This is a genomic window from Noviherbaspirillum sedimenti, from assembly GCF_003590835.1.
Classification (GTDB): Bacteria; Pseudomonadota; Gammaproteobacteria; order Burkholderiales; family Burkholderiaceae_D; genus Paucimonas; species Paucimonas sedimenti.
This window is the reverse complement of record NZ_QYUQ01000002.1, coordinates 3,381,051-3,402,649: the sequence shown is the minus strand read 5'-3', so window position 1 is coordinate 3,402,649 and position 21,599 is coordinate 3,381,051. Positions and strand designations below refer to the sequence as shown.

The 21,599-nt window shown below is 62.2% G+C and carries 14 protein-coding genes; 7 read left to right on the top strand and 7 right to left on the bottom strand.

The features are described 5' to 3' along the window. Nucleotides 1–4: 4 nt before the first annotated feature. The 7 genes from D3878_RS15890 to kefC all read left to right on the top strand — a co-directional run bounded on the left by D3878_RS15890 (nt 5) and on the right by kefC (nt 8,768). Complete coding sequence (locus D3878_RS15890) at nt 5–910, top strand: restriction endonuclease (protein WP_119786376.1); 906 nt, start codon at nt 5–7, stop codon at nt 908–910. 99 nt (nt 911–1,009) lie between these two features. Then, the gene (locus D3878_RS15885) at nt 1,010–1,399 is read left to right on the top strand and encodes a helix-turn-helix domain-containing protein (protein WP_119786375.1); all 390 of its coding nucleotides are present in this window, start codon (nt 1,010–1,012) and stop codon (nt 1,397–1,399) included. A gap of 340 nt (nt 1,400–1,739) precedes the next feature. Next, nucleotides 1,740–1,988 (top strand): hypothetical protein, encoded by a 249-nt coding sequence (locus D3878_RS15880; RefSeq protein WP_119786374.1) that lies wholly within the window; start codon nt 1,740–1,742, stop codon nt 1,986–1,988. 274 nt (nt 1,989–2,262) lie between these two features. Continuing rightward, complete coding sequence (locus tag D3878_RS15875; RefSeq protein WP_119786373.1) at nt 2,263–5,277, top strand: ATP-binding protein; 3,015 nt, start codon at nt 2,263–2,265, stop codon at nt 5,275–5,277. 132 nt (nt 5,278–5,409) lie between these two features. After that, nucleotides 5,410–6,258, top strand: a complete 849-nt coding sequence (locus D3878_RS15870; protein WP_119786372.1) for a PA4780 family RIO1-like protein kinase — start codon at nt 5,410–5,412, stop codon at nt 6,256–6,258. A gap of 30 nt (nt 6,259–6,288) precedes the next feature. After that, the gene (gene kefF, locus D3878_RS15865; RefSeq protein ID WP_338016809.1) at nt 6,289–6,897 is read left to right on the top strand and encodes a glutathione-regulated potassium-efflux system oxidoreductase KefF; all 609 of its coding nucleotides are present in this window, start codon (nt 6,289–6,291) and stop codon (nt 6,895–6,897) included. 68 nt (nt 6,898–6,965) lie between these two features. Continuing rightward, entirely contained in the window at nt 6,966–8,768 is a 1,803-nt protein-coding gene (kefC, locus tag D3878_RS15860; RefSeq protein WP_119787940.1) for a glutathione-regulated potassium-efflux system protein KefC, read from the top strand. A 145-nt stretch (nt 8,769–8,913) separates the two neighbouring features. Here kefC and ahpF read toward each other — a convergent pair whose 3' ends face one another. The 7 genes from ahpF to D3878_RS15825 all read right to left on the bottom strand — a co-directional run bounded on the left by ahpF (nt 8,914) and on the right by D3878_RS15825 (nt 21,309). Then, the gene (ahpF, locus tag D3878_RS15855; protein ID WP_119786371.1) at nt 8,914–10,488 is read right to left on the bottom strand and encodes an alkyl hydroperoxide reductase subunit F; all 1,575 of its coding nucleotides are present in this window, start codon (nt 10,486–10,488) and stop codon (nt 8,914–8,916) included. Nucleotides 10,489–10,674: 186 nt separating this feature from the next. Then, the gene (ahpC, locus tag D3878_RS15850; RefSeq protein WP_119786370.1) at nt 10,675–11,238 is read right to left on the bottom strand and encodes an alkyl hydroperoxide reductase subunit C; all 564 of its coding nucleotides are present in this window, start codon (nt 11,236–11,238) and stop codon (nt 10,675–10,677) included. Nucleotides 11,239–11,498: 260 nt separating this feature from the next. After that, nucleotides 11,499–13,958, bottom strand: coding sequence for a putative bifunctional diguanylate cyclase/phosphodiesterase (locus D3878_RS15845; RefSeq protein WP_119786369.1), 2,460 nt, complete (start codon nt 13,956–13,958; stop codon nt 11,499–11,501). A gap of 19 nt (nt 13,959–13,977) precedes the next feature. Beyond that, on the bottom strand, nt 13,978–15,009 hold the full coding sequence (locus D3878_RS15840) for a GGDEF domain-containing protein (RefSeq protein WP_158592290.1): 1,032 nt from the start codon (nt 15,007–15,009) through the stop codon (nt 13,978–13,980). A 164-nt stretch (nt 15,010–15,173) separates the two neighbouring features. After that, on the bottom strand, nt 15,174–16,355 hold the full coding sequence (locus tag D3878_RS15835; RefSeq protein ID WP_147384000.1) for a hypothetical protein: 1,182 nt from the start codon (nt 16,353–16,355) through the stop codon (nt 15,174–15,176). 174 nt (nt 16,356–16,529) lie between these two features. Beyond that, nucleotides 16,530–19,100, bottom strand: coding sequence for a cyanophycin synthetase (gene cphA, locus D3878_RS15830; RefSeq protein WP_119786366.1), 2,571 nt, complete (start codon nt 19,098–19,100; stop codon nt 16,530–16,532). A gap of 43 nt (nt 19,101–19,143) precedes the next feature. Then, nucleotides 19,144–21,309, bottom strand: a complete 2,166-nt coding sequence (locus D3878_RS15825; protein WP_119786365.1) for a cyanophycin synthetase — start codon at nt 21,307–21,309, stop codon at nt 19,144–19,146. Nucleotides 21,310–21,599: the final 290 nt, after the last annotated feature.

Below are 21,599 nucleotides of genomic sequence, written 5' to 3'. Positions count from 1 at the left end.
ATCTATGGCTGAAGTAACTCGGAAACGTACAGGTGAGCTGCTGCGCAAGCTCTTTGAAATTCTGTTGCAATCGCAGGATGGATTGCAGGCGGGCGTCGCACTGAAAAAACTGGCGGACTCCGTCACCTTGTCGCCCTATGAAGCAGGAATTTATGAATCTTCGGGCGACCGCCGATTCGAAAAAATTGTCCGCTTTGCCACAGTGGATTGCGTAAAGGCCGGCTGGATTCTCAAGCATAAAGGCACCTGGACCGTGACTGTCGATGGTGTGGAAGCATACAACAGCATTACGGACCCGGAGTCATTTTACAAATCTGCAGTAAAACTTTATGACGCCTGGAAGGCCAGCCAAAAAGGACTAAGCTTGCAGACATCATCGCAGCCTGAATTCGGCGAGGAGGATTCCGGGGGAAAATCCACAAGCATCACTTTCGAACAAGCCGAGGAACAAGCCTGGACCGAAATCGAGATGTATTTGCTTGCGATGAATCCTTATGAATTTCAGGATCTGGTAGCGGATTTGTTAAAAGCCATGAGCTACCATGTTTCCTGGGTTTCCCCGCCGGGCAAGGATGGCGGCGTGGACATTCTTGCCTATAACGATCCGCTTGGCACCGTCCCGCCACGCATCAAGGTGCAGGTAAAACGCGTGACGCAAAGAATAAGTACTGATACCTTGCGGGCGTTTACTTCGCTAATTGGCAACAACGATGTCGGTCTCTTTGTTTCCACCGGGGGATTTACCAAGGATGCTGAAGAATTCGCTCGTGCCCAGGAGTCACGTAAAGTGACCTTGATTGATCTGGATAAGCTGGTCGAGTTGTGGATCGAGTTTTACGGCAAACTGGAAGATAGCGCCCGGCGTCGTTTGCCTTTATCGCCAATTTATTTTTTGACGCCACCTGCATGACTCAGCGAAAGATAATTATAGGCCATAGCCTGTATACGAAAAATTGGCTTCTGGCTATAAATTGAATATATCGGCTTTGGCTTATATTATGAATTTACTATGCTCCATGCCTATCCTATCCGCTTTCCGGCTCAGTTGCGCCCGCATCTTCGGGCGCTCAGAAAGATGCGCGGCCTCACACAAACTCAATTGGGCGAACAGGTAGGTGTCAGCCAGGCACGTATTGCGGAAATTGAAGCGAATCCCGGCGTAGTGAACTTCGAGCAAATGCTGCAACTGTTTTCAACCCTTGGCGTCACCGTATCCTTGCAAGAGAACGCTTCCGCCTCAAGAGCTTTTGATTTCGCCACCGACCACAGTGTCAAGCAAGCAAAGGAAAACCGGGCTCCTGCGTCCGATGACGAAGCCGATTCCTTCAAAACGTCCAAGGATGTGCAGTCAGCCTCGCGGCGGAACTTCTCTATTCGTCAGAAAAAGGGGACGTGGTGACCCAGGCACTCAACGCATGGATGAACAAGGAGCTCATCTGAACCTGGACCGTCGACCGCAACTCTCACGCCTTCCGCTATAAAAAATCCTGGCTGAAATCCACGCATCGGCGTTCACTGTCGCGTTCCTTTCCGACAACAAAAATGGTGGCGTGCGGTATGGGAGGCGATGGTCGAGCGTGAATTGCCACATGAATCCCGGCACGGACATGGGAATCGATCTCGGCTGGCATGAGAAGCGAGGCAAAGCAGTTCCAATCTCAGGCTGGCATGCCAGGAAAATCCTAAGCTGTAGTAAGCTGTCGCCCCCCGCCACCAAACCCGCAACAGAAAGCCACCCAATGAAAAAACTCTCCGTCACCATGAAGCTGGAAATGTCGATCCCGGATGATTGGGAACTCGTCAAGACATCCACCGGCGTGGATGTCCTGAAGCTGCCGAACAATCAATTCCTGGACCTGACGTTTGAACCGCTGTTCGCCACCGATCCCGAAGACACCTGGACCAGCACGGACGACGAAGTCTTCCTGAATGACGTGCTGGATCTGGTCGAAAGCGAAGAAGTCGCTTACGAACTCAAAACAAATTAATTTTTTGTCGTTATCGCTAGCTGCGCGTGCCCTCCGGTGGCCGCGCGCAGCTGCAAAATTGCCAAATGCAGCGCACCGTTTCGGTGAAGTAATATTGGCTCACAGTTGGATTTCTTGACGGAAATCGCACTATACTGGGGCATGGCCCAGTAGCGGCACGGACAATTTCCGCCCAGCCCGTCTGAGCGGCGCTGCAAACCAGCCACATCCAGATTCCCAGACCGGACCGAAGTGCAATCCACTTCCAGCCCAGGCACCAGACAGCAATACCACCATGACAACCGCTATTTCCTCCCCTGCCACAGTGAAGCCCGCAGGCGGCCCCATGCGTCCATGGCTGCGCTTTGCGCTGCCGCTGCTCGCCATCTCCCTGCTGATCGGCGCGGTCGGCGCCATCGGCTATCGGTATCTGAGCGAGGAAGTGCGTCGCGAAACCCACCGTACGCTGGCGGTGATCGCCGAACAGAAACGGCAACAAATCGAAGGCTGGTTCGCCGAGATACGCATCGATGCCGAGTTGTACTTTACCGGCCAGTCGGAACTGGAGATGCTGTTCGGGAAATGGCTGGCGGGCGGACGGCAGGATGCCGCGATTTATGAGCAGATGCGCGCGCGCATGGAGGGGGTAGCGCGGGCGCGCGGCTGGGGCGGGCTGGCGATGCTCGACACCGTCGGGCGGCCGGCGGTCGTCATCGGCGAAGCGGACATCCGCGCGCATGACGCCTTGATTCAGGATGTCTTGCGGCGTCCGCGTATCGAACTCGTCGATCTGCACCGTAACGCCCTGGGGGAGGTCTACTTCGGCATCCTGGCGCCGATCGGCGTATCGCAAACCGGGGCGCTGGGCGTGGCCTACCTGACCTGGCGGGCCGATCAGGCCCTGTATCCGCAGGTCGGCTCATGGCCGGTGCCAACCCAGACCGCCGAGACTTACCTGGTGCGCCGCGACGGCGACGGCGTCCGCTTCCTGACGCCGCTGCGCCATCAACCCGCAAGCGCGCTCGGGCTGACCCGCCCGCTGAGCGAACCCAAGCTGCCCGCCGCTCGTGCGGCAAAAGGAGAGCAAGGCATCCTCGAGGGTGGCCGCGATTATCGCAAGGTGCCGGTGCTGGCCTACGCCTCCGCCGTCAAAGGCACGCCCTGGCTGATGCTCGCCGAAATCGACGAGCGCGAAGCCTATGCCGGCATCCGCACCATGGCCTGGGCCACGGCGCTGGCCATGGTGCTGGGGCTGCTGCCGGTCTATTTCGGCGGCTACCTGCTGTGGCGCCGCGGCCGCCAGCGCCAGGAACTGGCAGTGCTGCAAGCCCAGCGGGCCGCCGAGGCGCGCTTCCGTGTCATCTTCGAACAGGCGCCGCTGGGCGTGGCCTTGCTCGACGCGCGCAGTAACCGGATCGTCGAGGCCAACCTGCGCTGCGGCGAAATCCTCGGCCGCACGCCACGGGAACTGGCGGGGCTCGACCCGGCAAGCTTCACGCACCCGGATGACCTCGCGGAAAACCGCGAGCGGGTCGCGCGCATGAACGCCGGTGAATTGTCCGGCTATCGCGTCAATAAGCGCTACCTGCGCCCGGACGGCGCCGTGGTCTGGGCCGGCCTGACCGGCGCGCCGCTGCAGGTCGAGACCGAAGCGGCGCCGCTCTACCTGTTCATCCTGGAAGACATCACCGCGCGCAAGCAGATGGAGGAAGACCTGCGTCAGGCCTATGATGTCGCCGAGTTCGCCAATGCGGCCAAGAGCGAGTTCCTTGCCCACATGAGCCATGAGATCCGCACGCCGATGAACGCCGTGCTCGGCCTGGCCCAGGTGCTGGAGCGCGAGACGCTGACTGCCGGCCAGCGCGACATGGTCGAGCGCATCGGCACCGCCGGCCAGTCGCTGCTGGCCATCTTGAACGACGTGCTGGACTTGTCCAAGATCGAGGCGGGGCAACTGCGCATCGAGCCGCGTCCCTTCGAATTGAAGAGCTTGCTGGCCAATCTCGACAGCCTGATGGGCCGCGCCGCCAGGGCCAAGGGACTGGCGCTGCACCTGGAAGCGCCGGCGACCCCGCTGGGGCCATTGGTGGGCGACGGGCTGCGGCTGGAACAGGTGTTGATCAACCTGATCGGCAACGCCATCAAGTTTACCGGGCAGGGCGAGGTCACGGTCCTGGTGCAGCTGCGCGCGGCCGGCGAGAGAGACGTGCGGCTGCGCTTCGAGGTGCGCGACCAGGGCATCGGCATCCCGCCGGAGGCGCTGGCGCGGCTGTTCGTGCCCTTCACACAAGCCGACGCCGGCATCAGCCGCCGCTTCGGCGGCACCGGACTGGGATTATCCATCTGCAAGCGTCTGGTGGAACTGATGGGTGGCGAGATCGGCGCCGACAGTCAGGTCGGTGTGGGCAGTAGCTTCTGGTTCGAGTTGCCCTTCGCGCTCGGCGTCGGTGGCGAGACGGATGCGCTGGCCGCGAAGCCGGCGCCGGCCCGCTCCGGGCCGCGCCTGGTGGGTGCCCATCTGCTGGTGGCGGACGACAGCGCCATGAACCGCGATCTGGTGGAGCGCGCGCTCATGCTGGAAGGCGCCAGCGTCACCCTCGCCGCCGACGGCCAGCAAGCCGTGCAGCTCCTCAAGACCCGGCCCGAGGGCTTCGATGCGGTGCTGATGGACGTGCAGATGCCGGTGATGGATGGCCTTACCGCAACCCGGCTGATCCGGGGTGAACTGGGATTGACCGATCTGCCCGTGATTGCCTTCACCGCCGGCGTGCGCGACGAACAGCAGGCGGCCGCGCGTGCGGCCGGCGCCAACGACGTGCTGCCCAAGCCGATGGACCTGGAGCATATGGCGGTCCTGTTGTTGAAATGGGTCAAGCCGCGGCGCTCAGAAGAAGCTGTGTCAACGATCACCCAAGTGGTGCTGGCTGACCAGCCCCCGGCAGTCGCCGATACCGTCGAGGACTTCCCGGACATCGCCGGCATCGACCGCAACAGGGCGATCAAGAGGTTGGGCGGCGACCGCGACATGTTCCTGGGCCTGCTGGAAAGATTCGTCGGCGCATTCGCCGACGCTGCGGCGCAGACCCGCCGCGATCTGGCTCAGGGCGACCTGGAAAAGGCCGCCCGGCGCATGCATACCATGCGCAGCAACGCCGGCTTTCTCTGCGCGCTGGACCTGATGGAGCTGGCCGGGGAACTGGAAGACGCCATCGACAAAGGCGACTCGGCGCAGGATGCGCGACTCGCCGCCATGGAACGCGAGATCGCCGAACTCATCGAAGCCAGCGCGCCCTGGCGCAGAGCGGCCTGAAGCGGCTACTGCTTGTTGACCGCCTCAGGCCCCCTCAGGCCGCAGCTTGCTGGCCGCGAAACATTCGCCCTCTCTGCAATACATCTTGGTACACTGGCTGCTCACCTCCGCACAGAATCGAGCACCGCACCCATGAAACCCCCAAAACGCCTGCAGCCCCTGATCGATGAAGGCATGGTGGACACGGTGCTGCGCCAGCTCATGAGCGGCAAGGAAGCCACCGTGTATGTGGTGCGCTGCGGCGACGAGGTGCGTTGCGCCAAGGTGTACAAGGAAGCCAACCAGCGCAGCTTTCATCAGGCGGTGTCGTACCAGGAAGGCCGGCGCGTCAAGAACAGCCGCCAGGCCCGCGCCATGGAAAAGGGCAGCCGCTATGGCCGCCAGATGGCCGAAGAAGCCTGGCAGAATGCCGAAGTCGATGCGCTGTACCGGCTGGCCGCCGCCGGCGTGCGCGTGCCCAAGCCATTCATCTGCTTCGAAGGCGTGTTGCTGATGGAACTGGTGACGGATGCCGATGGCAATGCCGCGCCACGCCTGAACGATGTCGAACTGACCGAGGCAACGGCGCTCGATTATCATGCACAGCTGTTGCAACAGGTAGTGCTGATGCTGTGCGCCGGCGTCGTACACGGCGACCTGTCCGAATACAATATCCTGGTCGATGCTGCCGGGCCGGTGATCATCGACCTGCCGCAGGCGGTCGATGCGGCCGGCAACAACAATGCCGGCGCCATGCTGGAGCGCGACGTCGACAATCTCGCCACCTACTTCAGCCGCTTTGCGCCGCAGCTGGCAAGCTCAAAATGCGGCAAGGAAATCTGGGGCCTGTACCAGGCAGGTTTGCTCAAAGCCGATACGGTACTCACCGGGCGCATCAAGGAAAACAAGCGGCCAGCCGATGTCGGCGCGGTGATGCAGGCGATTCATCTGGCGGAAAAAGAGGAAGAGGAACGCCGGCAGCGCATGCAAATGGCAGAATAGACGTTTGCACAACACGGCCGGCCGAGCGCCATGAACATGCCTCCCAGCATTCTTGTTGTATACGCGCATCCAGCCTCGCACGGCTCCCGCGTCAACCGGCTGATGGCGGATGCGGCGCGCTCGCTTGCCCATGTGAATGTGCATGACCTGTACGAGACCTATCCAGATTTCGATATCAATGTGCGGCATGAGCAGGCACTGCTGGGCAAGACGGACCTGATTGTGTTCCAGCATCCGATCCTGTGGTACAGCATGCCGTCGCTCCTGAAGGAATGGCTCGATGTGGTGCTGGAAAGCGGCTGGGCCCATGGCCACGGCGGCAACGCGCTGCACGGCAAGGACTTCTGGCTGGTGGCGACCGCCGGCGGCTCGAACGAGGCTTATCAGGCGGGCGGCTATCATGGCCGCGAATTCTCGGCGTTCTTGCCGCCTTTTCAGCAAACCGCCGCCTTGTGCGGCATGCGCTGGCTGCCGCCTTATATTCTCCATGGCGCGCACCGGATCGACGATGCGACAGTGGCCCGGCACGTTGAAGGCTATGTGGCGCAACTGGCGGATTACCCGAACTGGTGCGGCGCGGCGACCGTGCATTTCCCGGGCTTCGGACAGGACTGGTCGGGCGATACTTCCCCGGGATAGCTATTCAGCAGACTCAGAGATCGGCCACACTGGACAATTTGCTTGGCGTCGGAAGCGAGGACAGCGAGATGGAAAACAATCTTTTACTTAACGCCCTGATCTATCTGGCCGCGGCGGTGATCACGGTGCCGATCGCCAGGCGCCTGGGGCTGGGTGCGGTACTCGGCTACCTGGCAGCCGGCATTGCCATCGGGCCTTTCGGCTTCGGACTGATCAGGGAAGTGGAAGTCATCCTGCACTTTTCCGAGTTCGGCGTGGTGCTGCTGCTGTTTTTGATCGGCCTGGAGCTGGATCCAAAACGATTGTGGTCGATGCGCAAACCCATTTTCGGCTGGGGCAGCGCGCAAGTCGGCCTGGTCACGGTGGCGCTGTGCGCGGTGGGTGTGCTGACCGGCATCGACTGGAAGATTGCGCTGATTGCGTCGCTGGGCTTGTCGCTGTCATCGACCGCGATTGTGCTGGCGACGCTGGATGAGCGCAACCTGATGGCAACGCCGGCGGGGTCGGCCAGCTTTTCCATCCTGCTGTTCCAGGACATTGCCGCCATTCCGATGATCGCGATCGTGCCGATGCTGGGCGTCTCCGCAGCAGCCGACGGTGTGCAAAGCTGGCTGGATGCCTTGAAAGTCATCGGCGTGGTGATTGCCCTGATCGTCGGCGGCCGTTATCTGGTGCGCCCCTTGCTGCGCGCGATTGCCAAGACCGGCATGCGCGAACTCTTTACCGCCTTTGCCTTGTTGCTGGTGATCGGCATCGGCTTGCTGATGCAGTCGGTGGGCGTTTCCATGGCGCTGGGCACCTTCCTGGCCGGCGTGCTGCTGGCGGACTCCGAATACCGGCATGCGCTGGAGTCGGACCTCGAGCCGTTCAAGGGTTTGCTGCTCGGCCTGTTTTTCATCGCGGTCGGCATGTCGGTCGATTTCGGCGTGCTGCTGGCGCACCCGGTGCTGATATCGGCTGCAGTCTTCGCTTTCCTGGCGATCAAGATCGGCATGCTGTATGGCATGGGCAAGCGCTTCGGTATCCCGCGCAGCCAGCAACTGCTGTTTGCCTTGCTGTTGTCGCAAGGCGGCGAATTCGCCTTCGTCGTCTTCGGCGCGGCCGCCACTGCGCGTGTTTTCACGCCGGAGGTGGCTTCGATGCTGGTGCTGGTGGTGGCGCTGTCGATGCTGATGACGCCGCTACTGCTCCTGTTGTACGACCGGCTGATTGCGCCGCGCTTTCAGGCCGCGACAACCAGGCCGGACGATGCCCTCGAGGAACGGGAAGGCCATGTGATCATCGCCGGCTTCGGCCGCTTCGGCCAGATTGTCGGCCGTCTGCTGAATGCCAACCAGGTGCCGCTGACGGTGCTGGACCATGACCCGGACCAGATCGATTTGTTGCGCAAGTTCGGCTTCGAGGTGTTTTATGGCGATGCCACCCGCACCGACTTGCTGCATGCGGCGGGCGCCGCCCGGGCGCGCGCGCTGGTGGTGGCGATCGACGACGTCGAGGACAGCCTGGCGCTGGTGGATGCGGTGAAGCAGGAATTTCCGGATCTGCCGATTCTGGCGCGCGCCCGCAATGTCACCCACTACTATGACTTGATGGACCGCGGCGTGACCATGCTCGAGCGCGAAACCTTCGAAGGCTCGCTGCGCCTGGGCCGCCAGGTATTGCAGACGCTGGGGTACGGCGCCTACCAGGCGCGCCAGGCGGCGATGAAATTCCGTGCGCACAATATCGCCTCGGTGCATGCCGTCTATCCGTATTACAAGGATCAGGAACAGTACGTGTCGATGGCGCGGCAGGCGCGCGACGAACTGGCGGAAATGTTCGCGCGCGATATCGAGTCGATGAAAGGCGGGCGGTCTGGCGGGTGGGATTGATTTTATTAAACAGATTCTCCAATATTCGCTATTCGCGAATAGCGAATAAATCCCCCAATCTATTGACTTTAATGCATTTAAAAACGCCGGCTTCAACGCCGGCGTTCTTGTTACTGCAGGGCTGCGTCAGTAGCGCTGTAGTTGCTTACGCGGCCACTTTCTCTTCCGCCGGCGCCGAAGTGCGGATCAGATGGTCGAAGGCCGACAGCGAAGCCTTCGCGCCCTCGCCCATGGCGATGACGATCTGCTTGTACGGCACCGTGGTGACGTCGCCGGCGGCGAACACGCCCGGCACCGACGTCTGGCCGCGCGCATCGACTTCGATTTCGCCGCGATTCGACAAGGCCACCGTGCCCTTCAACCACTCGGTGTTGGGCAACAGACCGATCTGCACGAAGATGCCTTCGAGTTCGATCTTGTGCGACTCGCCGCTCTTGCGGTCGGTGTAGACAAGGCCATTGACACGAGTACCGTCGCCGGTCACTTCAGTGGTCTGCGCATCGGTGATCACCTTGACGTTCGGCAGGCTGTAAAGCTTGCGCTGCAGGACGGCATCGGCGCGCAACTCGCTGCCGAATTCGAGCAGGGTCACGTGCGCGACGATGCCTGCGAGATCGATTGCCGCTTCCACGCCGGAGTTGCCGCCGCCGACCACGGATACGCGCTTGCCCTTGAAGAGCGGGCCGTCGCAGTGCGGGCAATAGGCCACGCCCTTGTTGCGGTATTGCTCTTCGCCCGGCACGCCCATCTGCCGCCAGCGCGCACCGGTAGCCAGCACAACGGTTTTGGCTTTGAGGGTGGCGCCGCTGGCCAGTTGCACTTCGATGATGTCGCCCGCAATCAGCTTCTCGGCGCGCTGCACGTTCATGATATCGACGTCATATTCCTTGACGTGCTGTTCCAGCGCCACCGCGAACTTGGGTCCTTCGGTTTCCTTCACCGAAATGAAATTTTCAATCGCCATGGTATCAAGTACCTGGCCGCCGAAGCGTTCGGCCACCACGCCGGTGTTGATACCCTTGCGTGCCGCATAGATGGCCGCGGCCGCGCCGGCCGGGCCGCCGCCCACCACCAGCACGTCGAACACGTCCTTCTGCGCCAGCTTTTCGGCGGCACGGGCAGATGCGCCGGTGTCGATCTTGGCGAGGATTTCCTCGACGCTCATGCGGCCCTGGCCGAATACTTCGCCATTCAGGAGCACCGTCGGCACCGCCATGATTTCGCGTTTTTCGACTTCATCCTGGTACAGCGCGCCGTCGATCATGACGTGGCGGATGTTGGGGTTCAGCACCGCCATCAGGTTCAGCGACTGCACCACTTCCGGGCAGTTCTGGCAGGTCAGCGAGATATAGGTTTCGAACAGGTATTCGCCTTCGAGGCCGCGGATCTGCTCGATGACGTCGGCCTCGACTTTCGGCGGGTGGCCGCCGGCCTGCAACAGCGCCAGCACCAGGGAAGTGAATTCATGGCCCATCGGAATGCCGGCGAAACGGATACCCATGTTGCTGCCGACGCGGTTGACTGCGAAGGAAGGCGCGCGCACGGCGGCTTCGCTGGTTTCCTTCAGCGTGATCTTGTCGGTCAGTTCGGCGATATCATTCAGCAAATCCTGCATTTCGCGCGAGGCTTCGCTGCCGTCGATGTTGACGGTGATCTCGATCGGGAGGATGAGCTTTTCGAGATAAGCTTTCAATTGGGTTTTTACGTTTGCGTCCAGCATGATGTGCTCGCTTTCTTTAAGTTGTGGATTTTTTAGGGTGCAAAACCACCGCCGGATGAGCTTGTGGCTCCCGGATTTTTAAACAGGCTGATCTGGGGGTGGACCTGCCGGACGCAGAGTGCGTCCGGCAAGTGGGCAAGATGGGCGCGCGGGCGGATGCTGCAATGCTGCGCGCCGGTGCCTGACTTAGATCTTGCCGACCAGGTCGAACGATGGTGCCAGGGTCTTTTCGCCTTCTTTCCACTTGGCCGGGCAGACTTCGCCCGGGTGTGCTGCAACGTACTGGGCTGCCTTGATCTTGCGCAGCAGTTCGGAAGCGTCACGGCCAATGCCACCGGCGCTGACTTCAACCAGCTGGATCGTGCCGGACGGATCGATCACGAAGGTACCGCGGTCGGCCAGGCCGTCGGCTTCGATCATGACGTCGAAGTTGCGGCAGATGACGCCGGTCGGGTCGCCAATCATCGGGTACGCGATCTTCTTGATCGTGTCCGAAGTGTCGTGCCAGGCTTTGTGGGTGAAGTGGGTGTCGGTCGAGACCGAGTAGATTTCCACGCCCAGTTTCTTGAATTCGGCATAGTTGTCGGCCAAGTCACCCAGTTCGGTCGGGCAGACGAAAGTAAAGTCGGCCGGATAGAAGAACACCACGGACCACTTGCCTTTCAGGTCGGCGTCGGAGAGCGGAACAAATTTGCCGGCATGGTAAGCGGTGGCGGTGAATGGTTTGATTTGGGAATTAATCTGGGACATTGTTGTACTCCACTGTTGGTTGATCAAGACTGCATAGGTTGAATCTTATCGACAATCGCTCGCCCTGTGAAATGAATAATCCGGATGAGCTTGATAGTCTTAGTTAATCGCTTTTTAAATAATCAATAGCTTATGTATATTTTAGCGCATGTGTGTTTAGGCTGCATGACATGGCCGGGGTTTTGAGGCCGGTATTGCGCGCAATGAAGCGGGAAGGGAGGAAGGCGTGCCGACGCCGTTGTCAGTCCGGCAAGCAAACTTCAGTGGGTGGCGCCGGTCTTGAACGGGACGGTTTCTTGCAGCGAAAGGCGGCGCTTTTCTGACAGGAAGCGGGTGCAATCTTCCGCCGGGAGCGGCCGGCTGAAATAATAACCCTGCATTTCCTCGCAATTGCTTTTCGCCAGCAACTGCAATTGCTCCAGCGTTTCCACCCCTTCCGCCACCACTTTCAGGTGCAGGCTGTGGGCCACTGCCAGCACCGCCTGCGAAATTGCCAGGGCTTCGGGGCTATGGGTCATGTCGCGCACGAAGGATTGATCCAGTTTGAGCTTGTCGAGCGGGAAGCGCTGCAGGTAGCTCAGATTGGAATAGCCGGTGCCGAAGTCGTCGATGGTCAGCGTAATACCGAGCGCCTTGAAGCTTTGCATGATGTCGATGCTTTTCTCCGGATTCCCCATCGACATGCTCTCAGTCAGTTCCAGTTCCAGGTAGTGTGGATCGAGCCCGGTTGCTTCCAGCGTGTCGCGCACACGCGCGGCAATCCCCGGCGCCTGGAACTGCTTGGCCGACAGGTTGACCGCCACGGGAATATGCAAACCGGCCTGTTGCCAGGCCAGCGCCTGGGCGCAGGCGGTGCGCAGGATCCAGTCGCCGATCGGCACGATCAGGCCGGATTCCTCGGCGATCGGGATGAAGACGCCCGGCGAGACCATGCCCAGCTCCGGATTCTGCCAGCGCACCAGTGCCTCGACGCCGACGATGCGGCCGCTCTTGATGTCGGCCTTGGGCTGGTAATGCAGGACCAGTTCGTTGTTTTCCGCGGCATGGCGCAGCTTGCCTTCGAGGGTCAGGCGCTTGCCGGCGGCGACCCGCATGTCCGGGCTGTAATACTGGATGTTCGAGCGGCCCAGTTGCTTGGCCTGGTACATGGCGACATCGGCGGCGTTGAGGAGGGTATCGACATCCTCGCCGTCGTCGGGATAACGGCAATAGCCGATGCTGCAAGACAGGGTGAATTCCTGCGCCAAGTCGCGGATCGGTTCGCACAGCGCCGCCAGCACCCGCTGCAGCACCATTTCATGGCTGCCATTGTTGTCCGGATCTTCCAGGATCAGCACGAATTCGTCGCCGCCGTAGCGGGCCACAGTGTCGCTCTGGCGCAGGCAGTCGCGCAAGCGGTTGGTGATGGAAACCAGGGCGCGGTCGCCGGCGCTGTGGCCGAGGGTGTCGTTGATATCCTTGAAATGGTCGAGATCGACGAAGGCGATGGTGGCCTTCTGGCCCTGCCGCGACCAGCGCGCCAGGCCCTGCTGCAGGCGGTCGCGCAGCAGGGCGCGGTTGGGCAGCCCGGTCAGCACGTCATGCGTGGCGAGACGCTCAAGTTCGGCATTCTGCGCCTGGTTGACGGCGAAATTGCGGCAATTGATGATGGCAGTACCCAGGAATGCGGAAAGCTTTTCCAGCAGCTGCAGGTCGGATTCCGGCACCGCGACGGGCTGCGTCACGCTGAAAAACGACAGGCTGCCGATCGGCTTGCCCTGGTAACGGATCGGCAGTACCAGCAGGGTGCGCGGGGTTTGCAGGATGCGCAAGCTCTGCGTATCCATTTCCGACATCGGTATGTGCATCAGTTCCTGGACATCGTGGAACATCAGCGAGGCGTTTTTCAGGAAGGCGTGCGGCACGCCGCCCGCCAGGCTGTGCAATGCATATGGCTTGTCGCTGAGATAAGCAGCCAGGCTGTCACCAATTTCCCGCCGGCGCGGATCGGCGGCGGCAACCATCTTGTTTTTGAGGACATTGTCTTCCAGCAGGTAGAAGCCGATGTATTCGAAGGCAAGCTGGCGAAAGACATCGCCGGCGAACTTGTCGAAAACGCTTTCAAGTGCGGTCAGGTTGTTGATTTCGATGACGAAATCGAGCGCGCGCGCATGTTCGCTGGCGGCGCGCTGGAAGCGTTCATGAAATTCCTGCAGGAAGGCAGTGCCCAGCGCGGCGCGCATGGGCGCCAGGAACAGCGCGGCGAGCTCGCCGATGGTCTCGAATACGTGCGCATCCATCGAGCCGCCCTGCTTCATGAGGAGCAGGGTGCCGATCGGCGCCAGCTGCGGCTGCGCCTGGCTCAATATCGGCAGCGCCGCGCATTCCGCCACTTTCCAGCGTGCCAGCATGGGCCGTTCGCTGTCGGGCCCTTCTTCCGTGTTCAGGCGGGCGATGCCGCGGCCATGGAAAGCCCGCATATTGGTGTTGGTGATATCGCTCTTGAGCGAGGTCTTGTAGCCCAAATACGTCTTGTCCAGGTAACGGAACTCGAATGGCAGGCGGATCTTGAGGCTGCAGAGATTTTCGCCGGCGGCATCGCACAGGTTGACGATATAGCCATCCACCAGCCCCAGCTTGTCGATCTCTTCGCCCAGCAGGTCCAACAGGGCATGCAGATCCGCCGCCCTGGTAATGCGGTCAAGCAGCGTACATTTCTGTTCAATTGAAAGAAAAGCCATATTTTTTATTTATTTTTCTTCAAAACAGCTCAATGTCGCTTTCGACCTGCTTTGGCAACAACTTGCCTTGCGCGACCAGCTGCTCGTAAAAGGCAACCTGGTTGCGACCGTGCTCCTTGACGAAATACAGGGCCTGGTCGGCGCGGTCCATGACCATGCCCGGCAGGTCGTGCGGGCCGATGAAGGTGACGCCGATGCTGGCGGTGACTTGCCCTACCTGCGGGAAGTAGTGCGTTTCCACTACCTTGCGGAAGCGTTCCATGACCGTCTGCGCGCGCTCGGCATCGACGTTGCGCAATACGACCACGAATTCTTCGCCGCCGACGCGAAACAACAGGTCGTATTCGCGGAAAGTCTCGTTCATGCACTGGGAAAAATGCAGCAGGACTTCATCGCCCATCAGGTGGCCGTAGGTATCGTTGACCCGCTTGAAATGGTCGATGTCGAGCACCGCCAGGCAGTAGCAGACCTTGTCGGCATCGCGTTTGTTGATGCTGCCCAGGGTCAGGATCATTTTCATGACCTTGTCGTCGAAGCACTTGCGGTTCAACAGTCCCGTCAGGTGGTCGCGCTGATTGTCGTTGAGCAGCAGGATGTAATTGCGGATGAAACCGAGGAAAATCGCCGCCATTTCCTGGTCGCGCTCGATATGCTCGGCGGCGTCGATCACCAGGAATCCGGTGACGCCTTTCATGCCGAAGATGGGATGGATGAAGCGCAGCGGCGCGCCGGCGCCGTCAGCGGCGCTGCGCGGCGCAATCACCAGATTCTGGCTGCGGCAGCATTCCATGAACTGCGGCTCTTCGCGCAGCAGGATCAGCGGCGCGTCATCCTCTTCGAAACTGTCGTCGATGCCGACCGGGACCAGGAAATCTTCGGCCTGATCGGATCCGACCTGCTTCAGGGTGCGGATTTCGAACAGGCTGATCGATTCGGCTTCAACCAGCTGTTCCAGGGTTTGCACCAGCGAGACTTGAAGCGCCTTGATTTCCGGCTTTTCAATCAGCTTGGCAAGCGAGCGCAGCAGCTTGCGGGTATCGACATTCACCATGGGTTTTCGATGTCCTGGGCAGGCCGACCGCGCCTGTCGTCTCATTGATTATTATGTTTTCAACTTATGCGATCCATCTTATCAGCATCGTTTTGCCGGCGGGTGGGCGCACCGTAAAAATTAACATTTTTAACCTTTCTGTGGTGCGCCCGCATCTTTGCGCCTTACCTTGAGAAGATGCCCTTCAACAGATTGATCGGGTTGGGCGTCTCGGTGGCATTGTCCCGCTGGCCGGCGGACTCTTCCCCGGCGCCGCCTTCCATGCCCAGCATGGTCATGCCGGTGGACTTGATGCGCACCCGCGCGGTCCATTCCGGCTGCCAGCCGGCCGGCGCTTTCGCGGGGCGCGGCGGATGGGCCAGGTTCAGTTCCGGGCCGTAGGCGATCATGTTAAGCATGGCGCCGTCGGCCTTGTCGAAGATGCCTTTGGGGACGGTGCAATTGACCGTCGACGGCGACAGCACCACTTTTTGCTGCAGCAGATTGGCGATCTGCGCCGGCGACTGGTAACTCATCAGCGACCAGCCATTGTCCGGCTTTTCACTGGAACTCCAGAAGATCATGTCATCGGCGCCGTTCGCTCCCTTGGCCCCGCCCTGGGCGTGCAGGAAATAAGCCTGGGCATGCTGCATCGCCTGCCATTCCAGCCGCACGCCATCCTTGGGCGCACCCTTGCTGGAGAGCCGCACCGGCGGCAGGAAATCGTTGGCCGCGCCGACCGAAAATTTCAGGCTGGCCGGCACGCCGTCGCCGGCAACGGCATGTTCGCCCTGCAGCGAGGCATTTTCGGGCACGCGCTTGCTGTCGCGCTCGTTGGGCCAGACCGAATTGCCCGGCTTGTGCTGCACGCCCTTGCTGTAGCCGCCACGGCTGCCGAAGAACTGGGTGAACTCACCATAGTTTTGCTTTGCCAGGTCGAGCACTTTCGGCTGGCCCGGGCGGATATTGTCGCCGCAACCCCAGTACAGCAGGATGCGTCCCTTGGGCTTTTCCTGGTCGCCGGCCTCGTGGCGATCCGATCCCCGGCCAGCCCCGGCCGGGCGCACCGGCAGCAACGGCAGCGAAGCCCCCATGTCCAGGCCTGCCGGAATGGCATGGCTGGCTTCCACGCCGGAAGGATGGGCGCGCACCTGCAGCTCCGCATCCAGCGTTTTGCCGCTACCGCCTCCCATGGATGCCCCTATGATGCTGCCAAGCAGGCCGCCGCCCGACATGCCGGGCAACGAGGTGTTGGTGGTGGAAAGATCGACCCAGTATTGCGCAGCGGGTCCGCGCGACTGGGCATGGGCGCCAATGGCGCAGGCGGACATCAATACGGTCAGGGTGAAGCGCGTGGTGGTTGTCATTTTTTCCCTTTTTGCGTGGATGGATTTTTGCGAACCATGCAGGATGCAGGCGCAAGTATGCCGCAAACTTTGCAAAAAGATACGAAATTTCGCGCGAATGACGGCGCGCGTCAGAGGGAGGCGAGAGGGGGGCATGCGCCGGGCGGGTGACCCGGCGCAGTTACAGCGGCAGAATCAGCCCTCGGCGATGCGCCTGGCGATATGCGCCAGCGCTTCCTCGACCTGATCGACCAGGATCAGGCACAGGTCGCCGGGCTGCAGGCATGCCAACGCATGGTCGATGGCGATGAATTCGCCGGTGATTTCCTCGACGTGGGTGGTGCGCGCGGCGCCCTGCAGGCCTTCGCGCAGCAGCGCGATCACTTCGCCGTCGGCGCGGCCGCGCTGGCACTGGTCCTGGTACAGCAGCACGTCGTCGAAAGCGGCGCCGAGGATGCGCGTCTGGTCGCTGATGTCCTGGTCGCGGCGATCGCCGGCGCCGCTGATGACCACGGAGCGGCGACGGGCCGGCATCGACTCGACCGCCTGCACCAGCGCGGTGATGGCGTCGGGGTTGTGGCCGTAATCGGCAATCACGCGGGCGCCGCGATAATCGAACATGTTGAAGCGCCCCGGCGCGTTGTCGCTGTCGTTGGCGAAGGTGGCGAGGCCCTTGCGGATCGTCTCCCAGCTGGCGCCGGCACCCCAGGCGCCGGCCAGCGCCGCCATCACGTTCTCGACCTGGAAACCGATCGCGCCATTGGCGGTAATCGGCACCTCGGCCAGCGCAATCCTTTCCTCAAATGCGCCCTCTGCCGCCACCAGCGCGCCGTTCTCGACATACACGACCCGGCCGCCGTAGGCGCGATGGCGTGCCAGCAGCGGGTGATGGGCGTCGGCGGCGAAGAAGGTGACTGCGCTGCGGCATTTCTCGGCCATGGCGGCGACAATCGGGTCAGCGGCGTTCAACACCGCCATGCCGTCGTCGGCGACGTTTTGCACGATCACGCGCTTCAATACCGCCAGGTCTTCGACCGTGGTGATGTAGTTCAGGCCGAGATGGTCGCCGCTGCCGATATTGGTGACCACCGCCACCTGGCAGCGGTCGAAGGCCAGGCCTTCGCGCAGCACGCCGCCGCGCGCCGTCTCGAACACGGCGGCATCGACGTCCGGGTGCAGCAGCACATTGCGGGCGCTCCTGGGGCCGCTGCAGTCGCCGCTGTCGATCTGGCGTCCCTGGATGTACACGCCGTCGGTATTGGTCATGCCCGTGCGCAGGCCGCCCTGGGTGAAGATGTGGGCGATCAGGCGCACGGTGGTGGTCTTGCCGTTGGTGCCGGTCACGGCCACCACGGGAATGCGGCCGTCATCGCCTTCGGCGAACATTTCAGCGATGATGGCTTCGCCCACCGCGCGGCCCTTGCCATAGGAGGGCGAAAGGTGCATGCGCAAGCCGGGCGCGGCGTTGACCTCGACGATGCCGCCACGCTGTTCCTCGACGGGCATGAGGACGCTGTCGCACACCAGGTCGACGCCGCAGATGTCGAGTCCGACCATCTGTGCGGCCGCGACTGCGCACGCCGCCACATCCGGATGGACGTCGTCGGTCACATCGGTGGCGGTGCCGCCAGTGGAGAGGTTGGCATTATTACGCAGCAGCACGCGCTGGCCGCGCGCCGGCACGCTGTTGGCATCCAGGCCCTGCAGCGCCAGGCGCGCCAGCGCGATGTCGTCGAAACGGATCTTGGTCAGCGAGGTGGCGTGGCCGCTGCCGCGGCGCGGATCGCTGTTGACGATGTCGACCAGCTCGCGCACGGTATGGGTGCCGTCGCCGATCACCAGCGGCGGGTCGCGGCGGGCTGCGGCGATCAGCTTGTCACCGATCACCAGCAGGCGGAAATCGTTGCCGGGCAGGTAGCGCTCGACCAGGATGTCGTCGCGGTACGCCTCCGCTGCCGTGTAGGCCGCATCGATCTCCTCGCGGCTGTTGATATTGACGGTAACACCCTTGCCCTGGTTGCCGTCGCGGGGCTTGATCACCACCGGCAGGCCGATCTCGCAGGCGGCGGCCCAGGCATCGTCAGCGCTGGTGGCAATGCGCCCGTGCGGCACCGGCACGCCGGCGGCGGCCAGCAGCGTCTTGGTCAGTTCCTTGTCCTGCGCGATGGACTCGGCAATCGCGCTGGTGGCATCGGTTTCGGCGGCCTGGATGCGGCGCTGGCGGCTGCCCCAGCCGAACATCACCATGCTGCCCTCGGTCATGCGGCGAAAAGGGATGTTGCGGGCGATGGCGGCATTGACGATGGCGCCGGTGCTGGGCCCCAGGCGCACATCCTCGTCCAGTTCGCGCAATTGCGCCAGGGCTGCTTCGAGGTCGAACGGACGGTCCTCGTCGGCGGCGCGGCACAAGGCCTGCGCCAGCTCCAGCGCCAGGCGGCCGACTGCTTCCTCGGTGTACTCCACCACCACCTGGAATACGCCGGTGTCGAGCGTCGGCGTGGTGCGGCTGAAGGTAACCGGGCAGCCAGCCTGGGCCTGCAGGCCGAGGGTGGCCAGTTCCAGCACCTGGGCGATCGAGACGATGCCGTTATGACCGTTCGGCTGCAGCGGCGGCAATTGCGGGAAGCGCGCGCGCAGCCTGTCTTCGAAGCCGGGGATGCTGCCGATGGCGATCTTGCTCTCGCTGCAGGCGACAACCGCCTCGATGGCGGTATGGTGGGTCCAGAGATTGGGGCCGCGCAGCGCGCGGATGCGTGAAACTTGCATGTTGAGCCAGGTCCTGTTGGTGTCTCGATGTGCGGCAATCGCCTCAATAAGCGGATTTGCCGGACTGGAAAGCGAAAGTGCGCAAGCCGGCGCTGAGCAGTTGCGGCTCGACGCCCGCCGCCCAGGCGGCGGCGACGCCGGCAACCACGGATGCCGGAGCGACGCCAGCCGCGAACGGCAGCAGCGGCAGTTGTGCCAGCTCGCTTTGTCCTTCGGCCAGCACCACGGCGTCGTGGCGCAGGAATGCCACGCGGCCACCGCCGGCACGATGCGCGGCCAGCGCTTCGGTAGCTTCATCCAGCGCGTAGAACAGCACGCTGCCGTCGCACAGGCCCGCCATCTCGACCACCAGCGGGTCGGCGGCGTTCAGCACGGCAGCGCCCTGCGGCAGCACCACATCGACTTGCGTGCGCATCACAGTGTAGGCCTGCTGCGGCTCGGCGATATAGAACTCGGCCAGGTCCGGCGTAATCGTCACATCGGTAACCACGCCGACAGTGCACTTGTCGTAGGGCAGGCCCTCGGCCAGGATCATGCGGGCGCCGTTTTCGAACACGGCCGCTTCCAGCGCGCGGTTGATCAGCAGGCGCTGGGCGGCGTCGAAGCCGGTGCCAATGCTATTTTGTATCTTGCGGCTATTGACATAGACATCCTTGCCGCTGGCCATGCCCACATGACGGCCGCCGACGTACATCATCCACGCCGTCAGGCGTGCGATCAGCGCCGTATCCTGGCTGCCGGTGATGCCGACCACCGGCATGCGACCGTCACGGTCAGTGCCGAACAGGTGTTCGACGATGGCCGCGCCAACTGCGCGCGGCTGGCCGCTGGCGGGCTTGATATGGGCCAGCAGGCCCGGACTGGCGTTGACTTCAATGATCGCGGCGCGCTGCGCATCCAGCGGGCGGCCGATGTCTTCGGCGACCAGGTCGATGCCGGCGATATCCAGCCCCACCACGCGCGCGGCCAGGGTGGCCTGAGCGGCGACTTCCGGGTGGATGTTGTCGGTGACGTCGAAAGCGACGTTGCCGTTACGCTGGATCAGCACCTTTTGTCCGGCAGCCGGCACCGAGTCCGGCGTCAGGCCCTGGCGCTGCAACTCCAGCAGGATTTCGCCCCATTCGGCGGGCTTGATCAGACTCAAGGGGAATTCTTCGCTGTCGCCGCGGCGCGGGTCGGAATTCAACTGGCTGTCCACCAGTTGCGTGACGGTGGCGGCGCCGTCGCCGCTGACCCAGGCGGTTTCGCCGCGGGCGACCGCCACGACGCGGTTGCCGACCACCAGCAGACGATGCTCGTTACCGACGATGAATTGTTCGACGATGACATTGCCGTCGCCTTCGCGGGCGGCCAGCGCGAAAGCGCCCAGCACTTCCTCGCGCGTCTTCAGGTCGAGCGAGACGCCGCGGCCATGGTTGCCGTCCTGCGGCTTCAAGACCACCGGCAAGCCGATATCCTGCGCTTCGTCCCAGGCGGCTTCCGCATTGTCGACGATGACGCCTTGCGGCACCGGCACGCCGCACGACTGCAGCAGCGACTTGGTCATGTCCTTGTCGCTGGCGATGCCTTCGGCAATCGCGCTGGTACGGTCGGTCTCGGCGGTCCAGATGCGACGCTGGCAGTTGCCGTAGCCGAGTTGGACCAGGTTGCCGTCGGTCAGGCGAATGAAGGGAATGTTGCGCTCGGTGGCGGCATCGACGATATGGGCGGTGCTGGGGCCCAGGCAATGATCGTCGACCAGGTCGCGCAGGATCGCCACGGTGGCGGCGATGTCGTAGCCGGTATCGTTAATGGCGGCCAGCAGCAGCTCGCGCGCTGCGGCGAGGGCGGCGCGGCCGACCTTTTCCTGGCGCGTGCGGAACACCACCTTGTAGACGCCACGTACCCCGGTTTCGCGCGCCTTGCCGAAGCCCGTCTTCATGCCGGCCATGGTTTGCAGTTCCAGCGTCACGTGCTCGAGGATGTGGCCGGCCCAGGTGCCTTCGCGCAGCCGCTCGAGGAAGCCGCCGCGTGTGCCGACCCCGCAACGATGCTCGATCAGGCCTGGCAACCAGGCGGTCAGGCGTTCGTACAGGCCGGGGATGGTATTGGACGGAGCGTCTTCCAGCAGGCCGATATCGACCCAGGCCTCGATGACAGGACGGTAGGTCCAGATGTTCGGTCCACGCAGGTGGGTCACGCGCAGAAATTGGATGTCTTTTGTGCTCATGTCTGAATACTTGAATGCGGGCAGCGCTGGCTTCGCATTATTAGCCATTTCCTTAAGTTTCGCTTAAGCTTTAAATAAAATTTTTTTATGTTCTTTTCTATCAATGGCAAAACAGCGACAAACCGCAGCGCACACATTGGCAAAATAGTATGACGCCAGCGCCCTCATAAAAATTTGCCGTGCGGTTCAACCGGTTCGCGTCTGATCCGTTTATAGTGCTGACCGGACTGTTGCCGGCCTGTTTTTCCTGTCTCGCCCCTGATCGCTCCTACTACCGCCGGCACCCATGC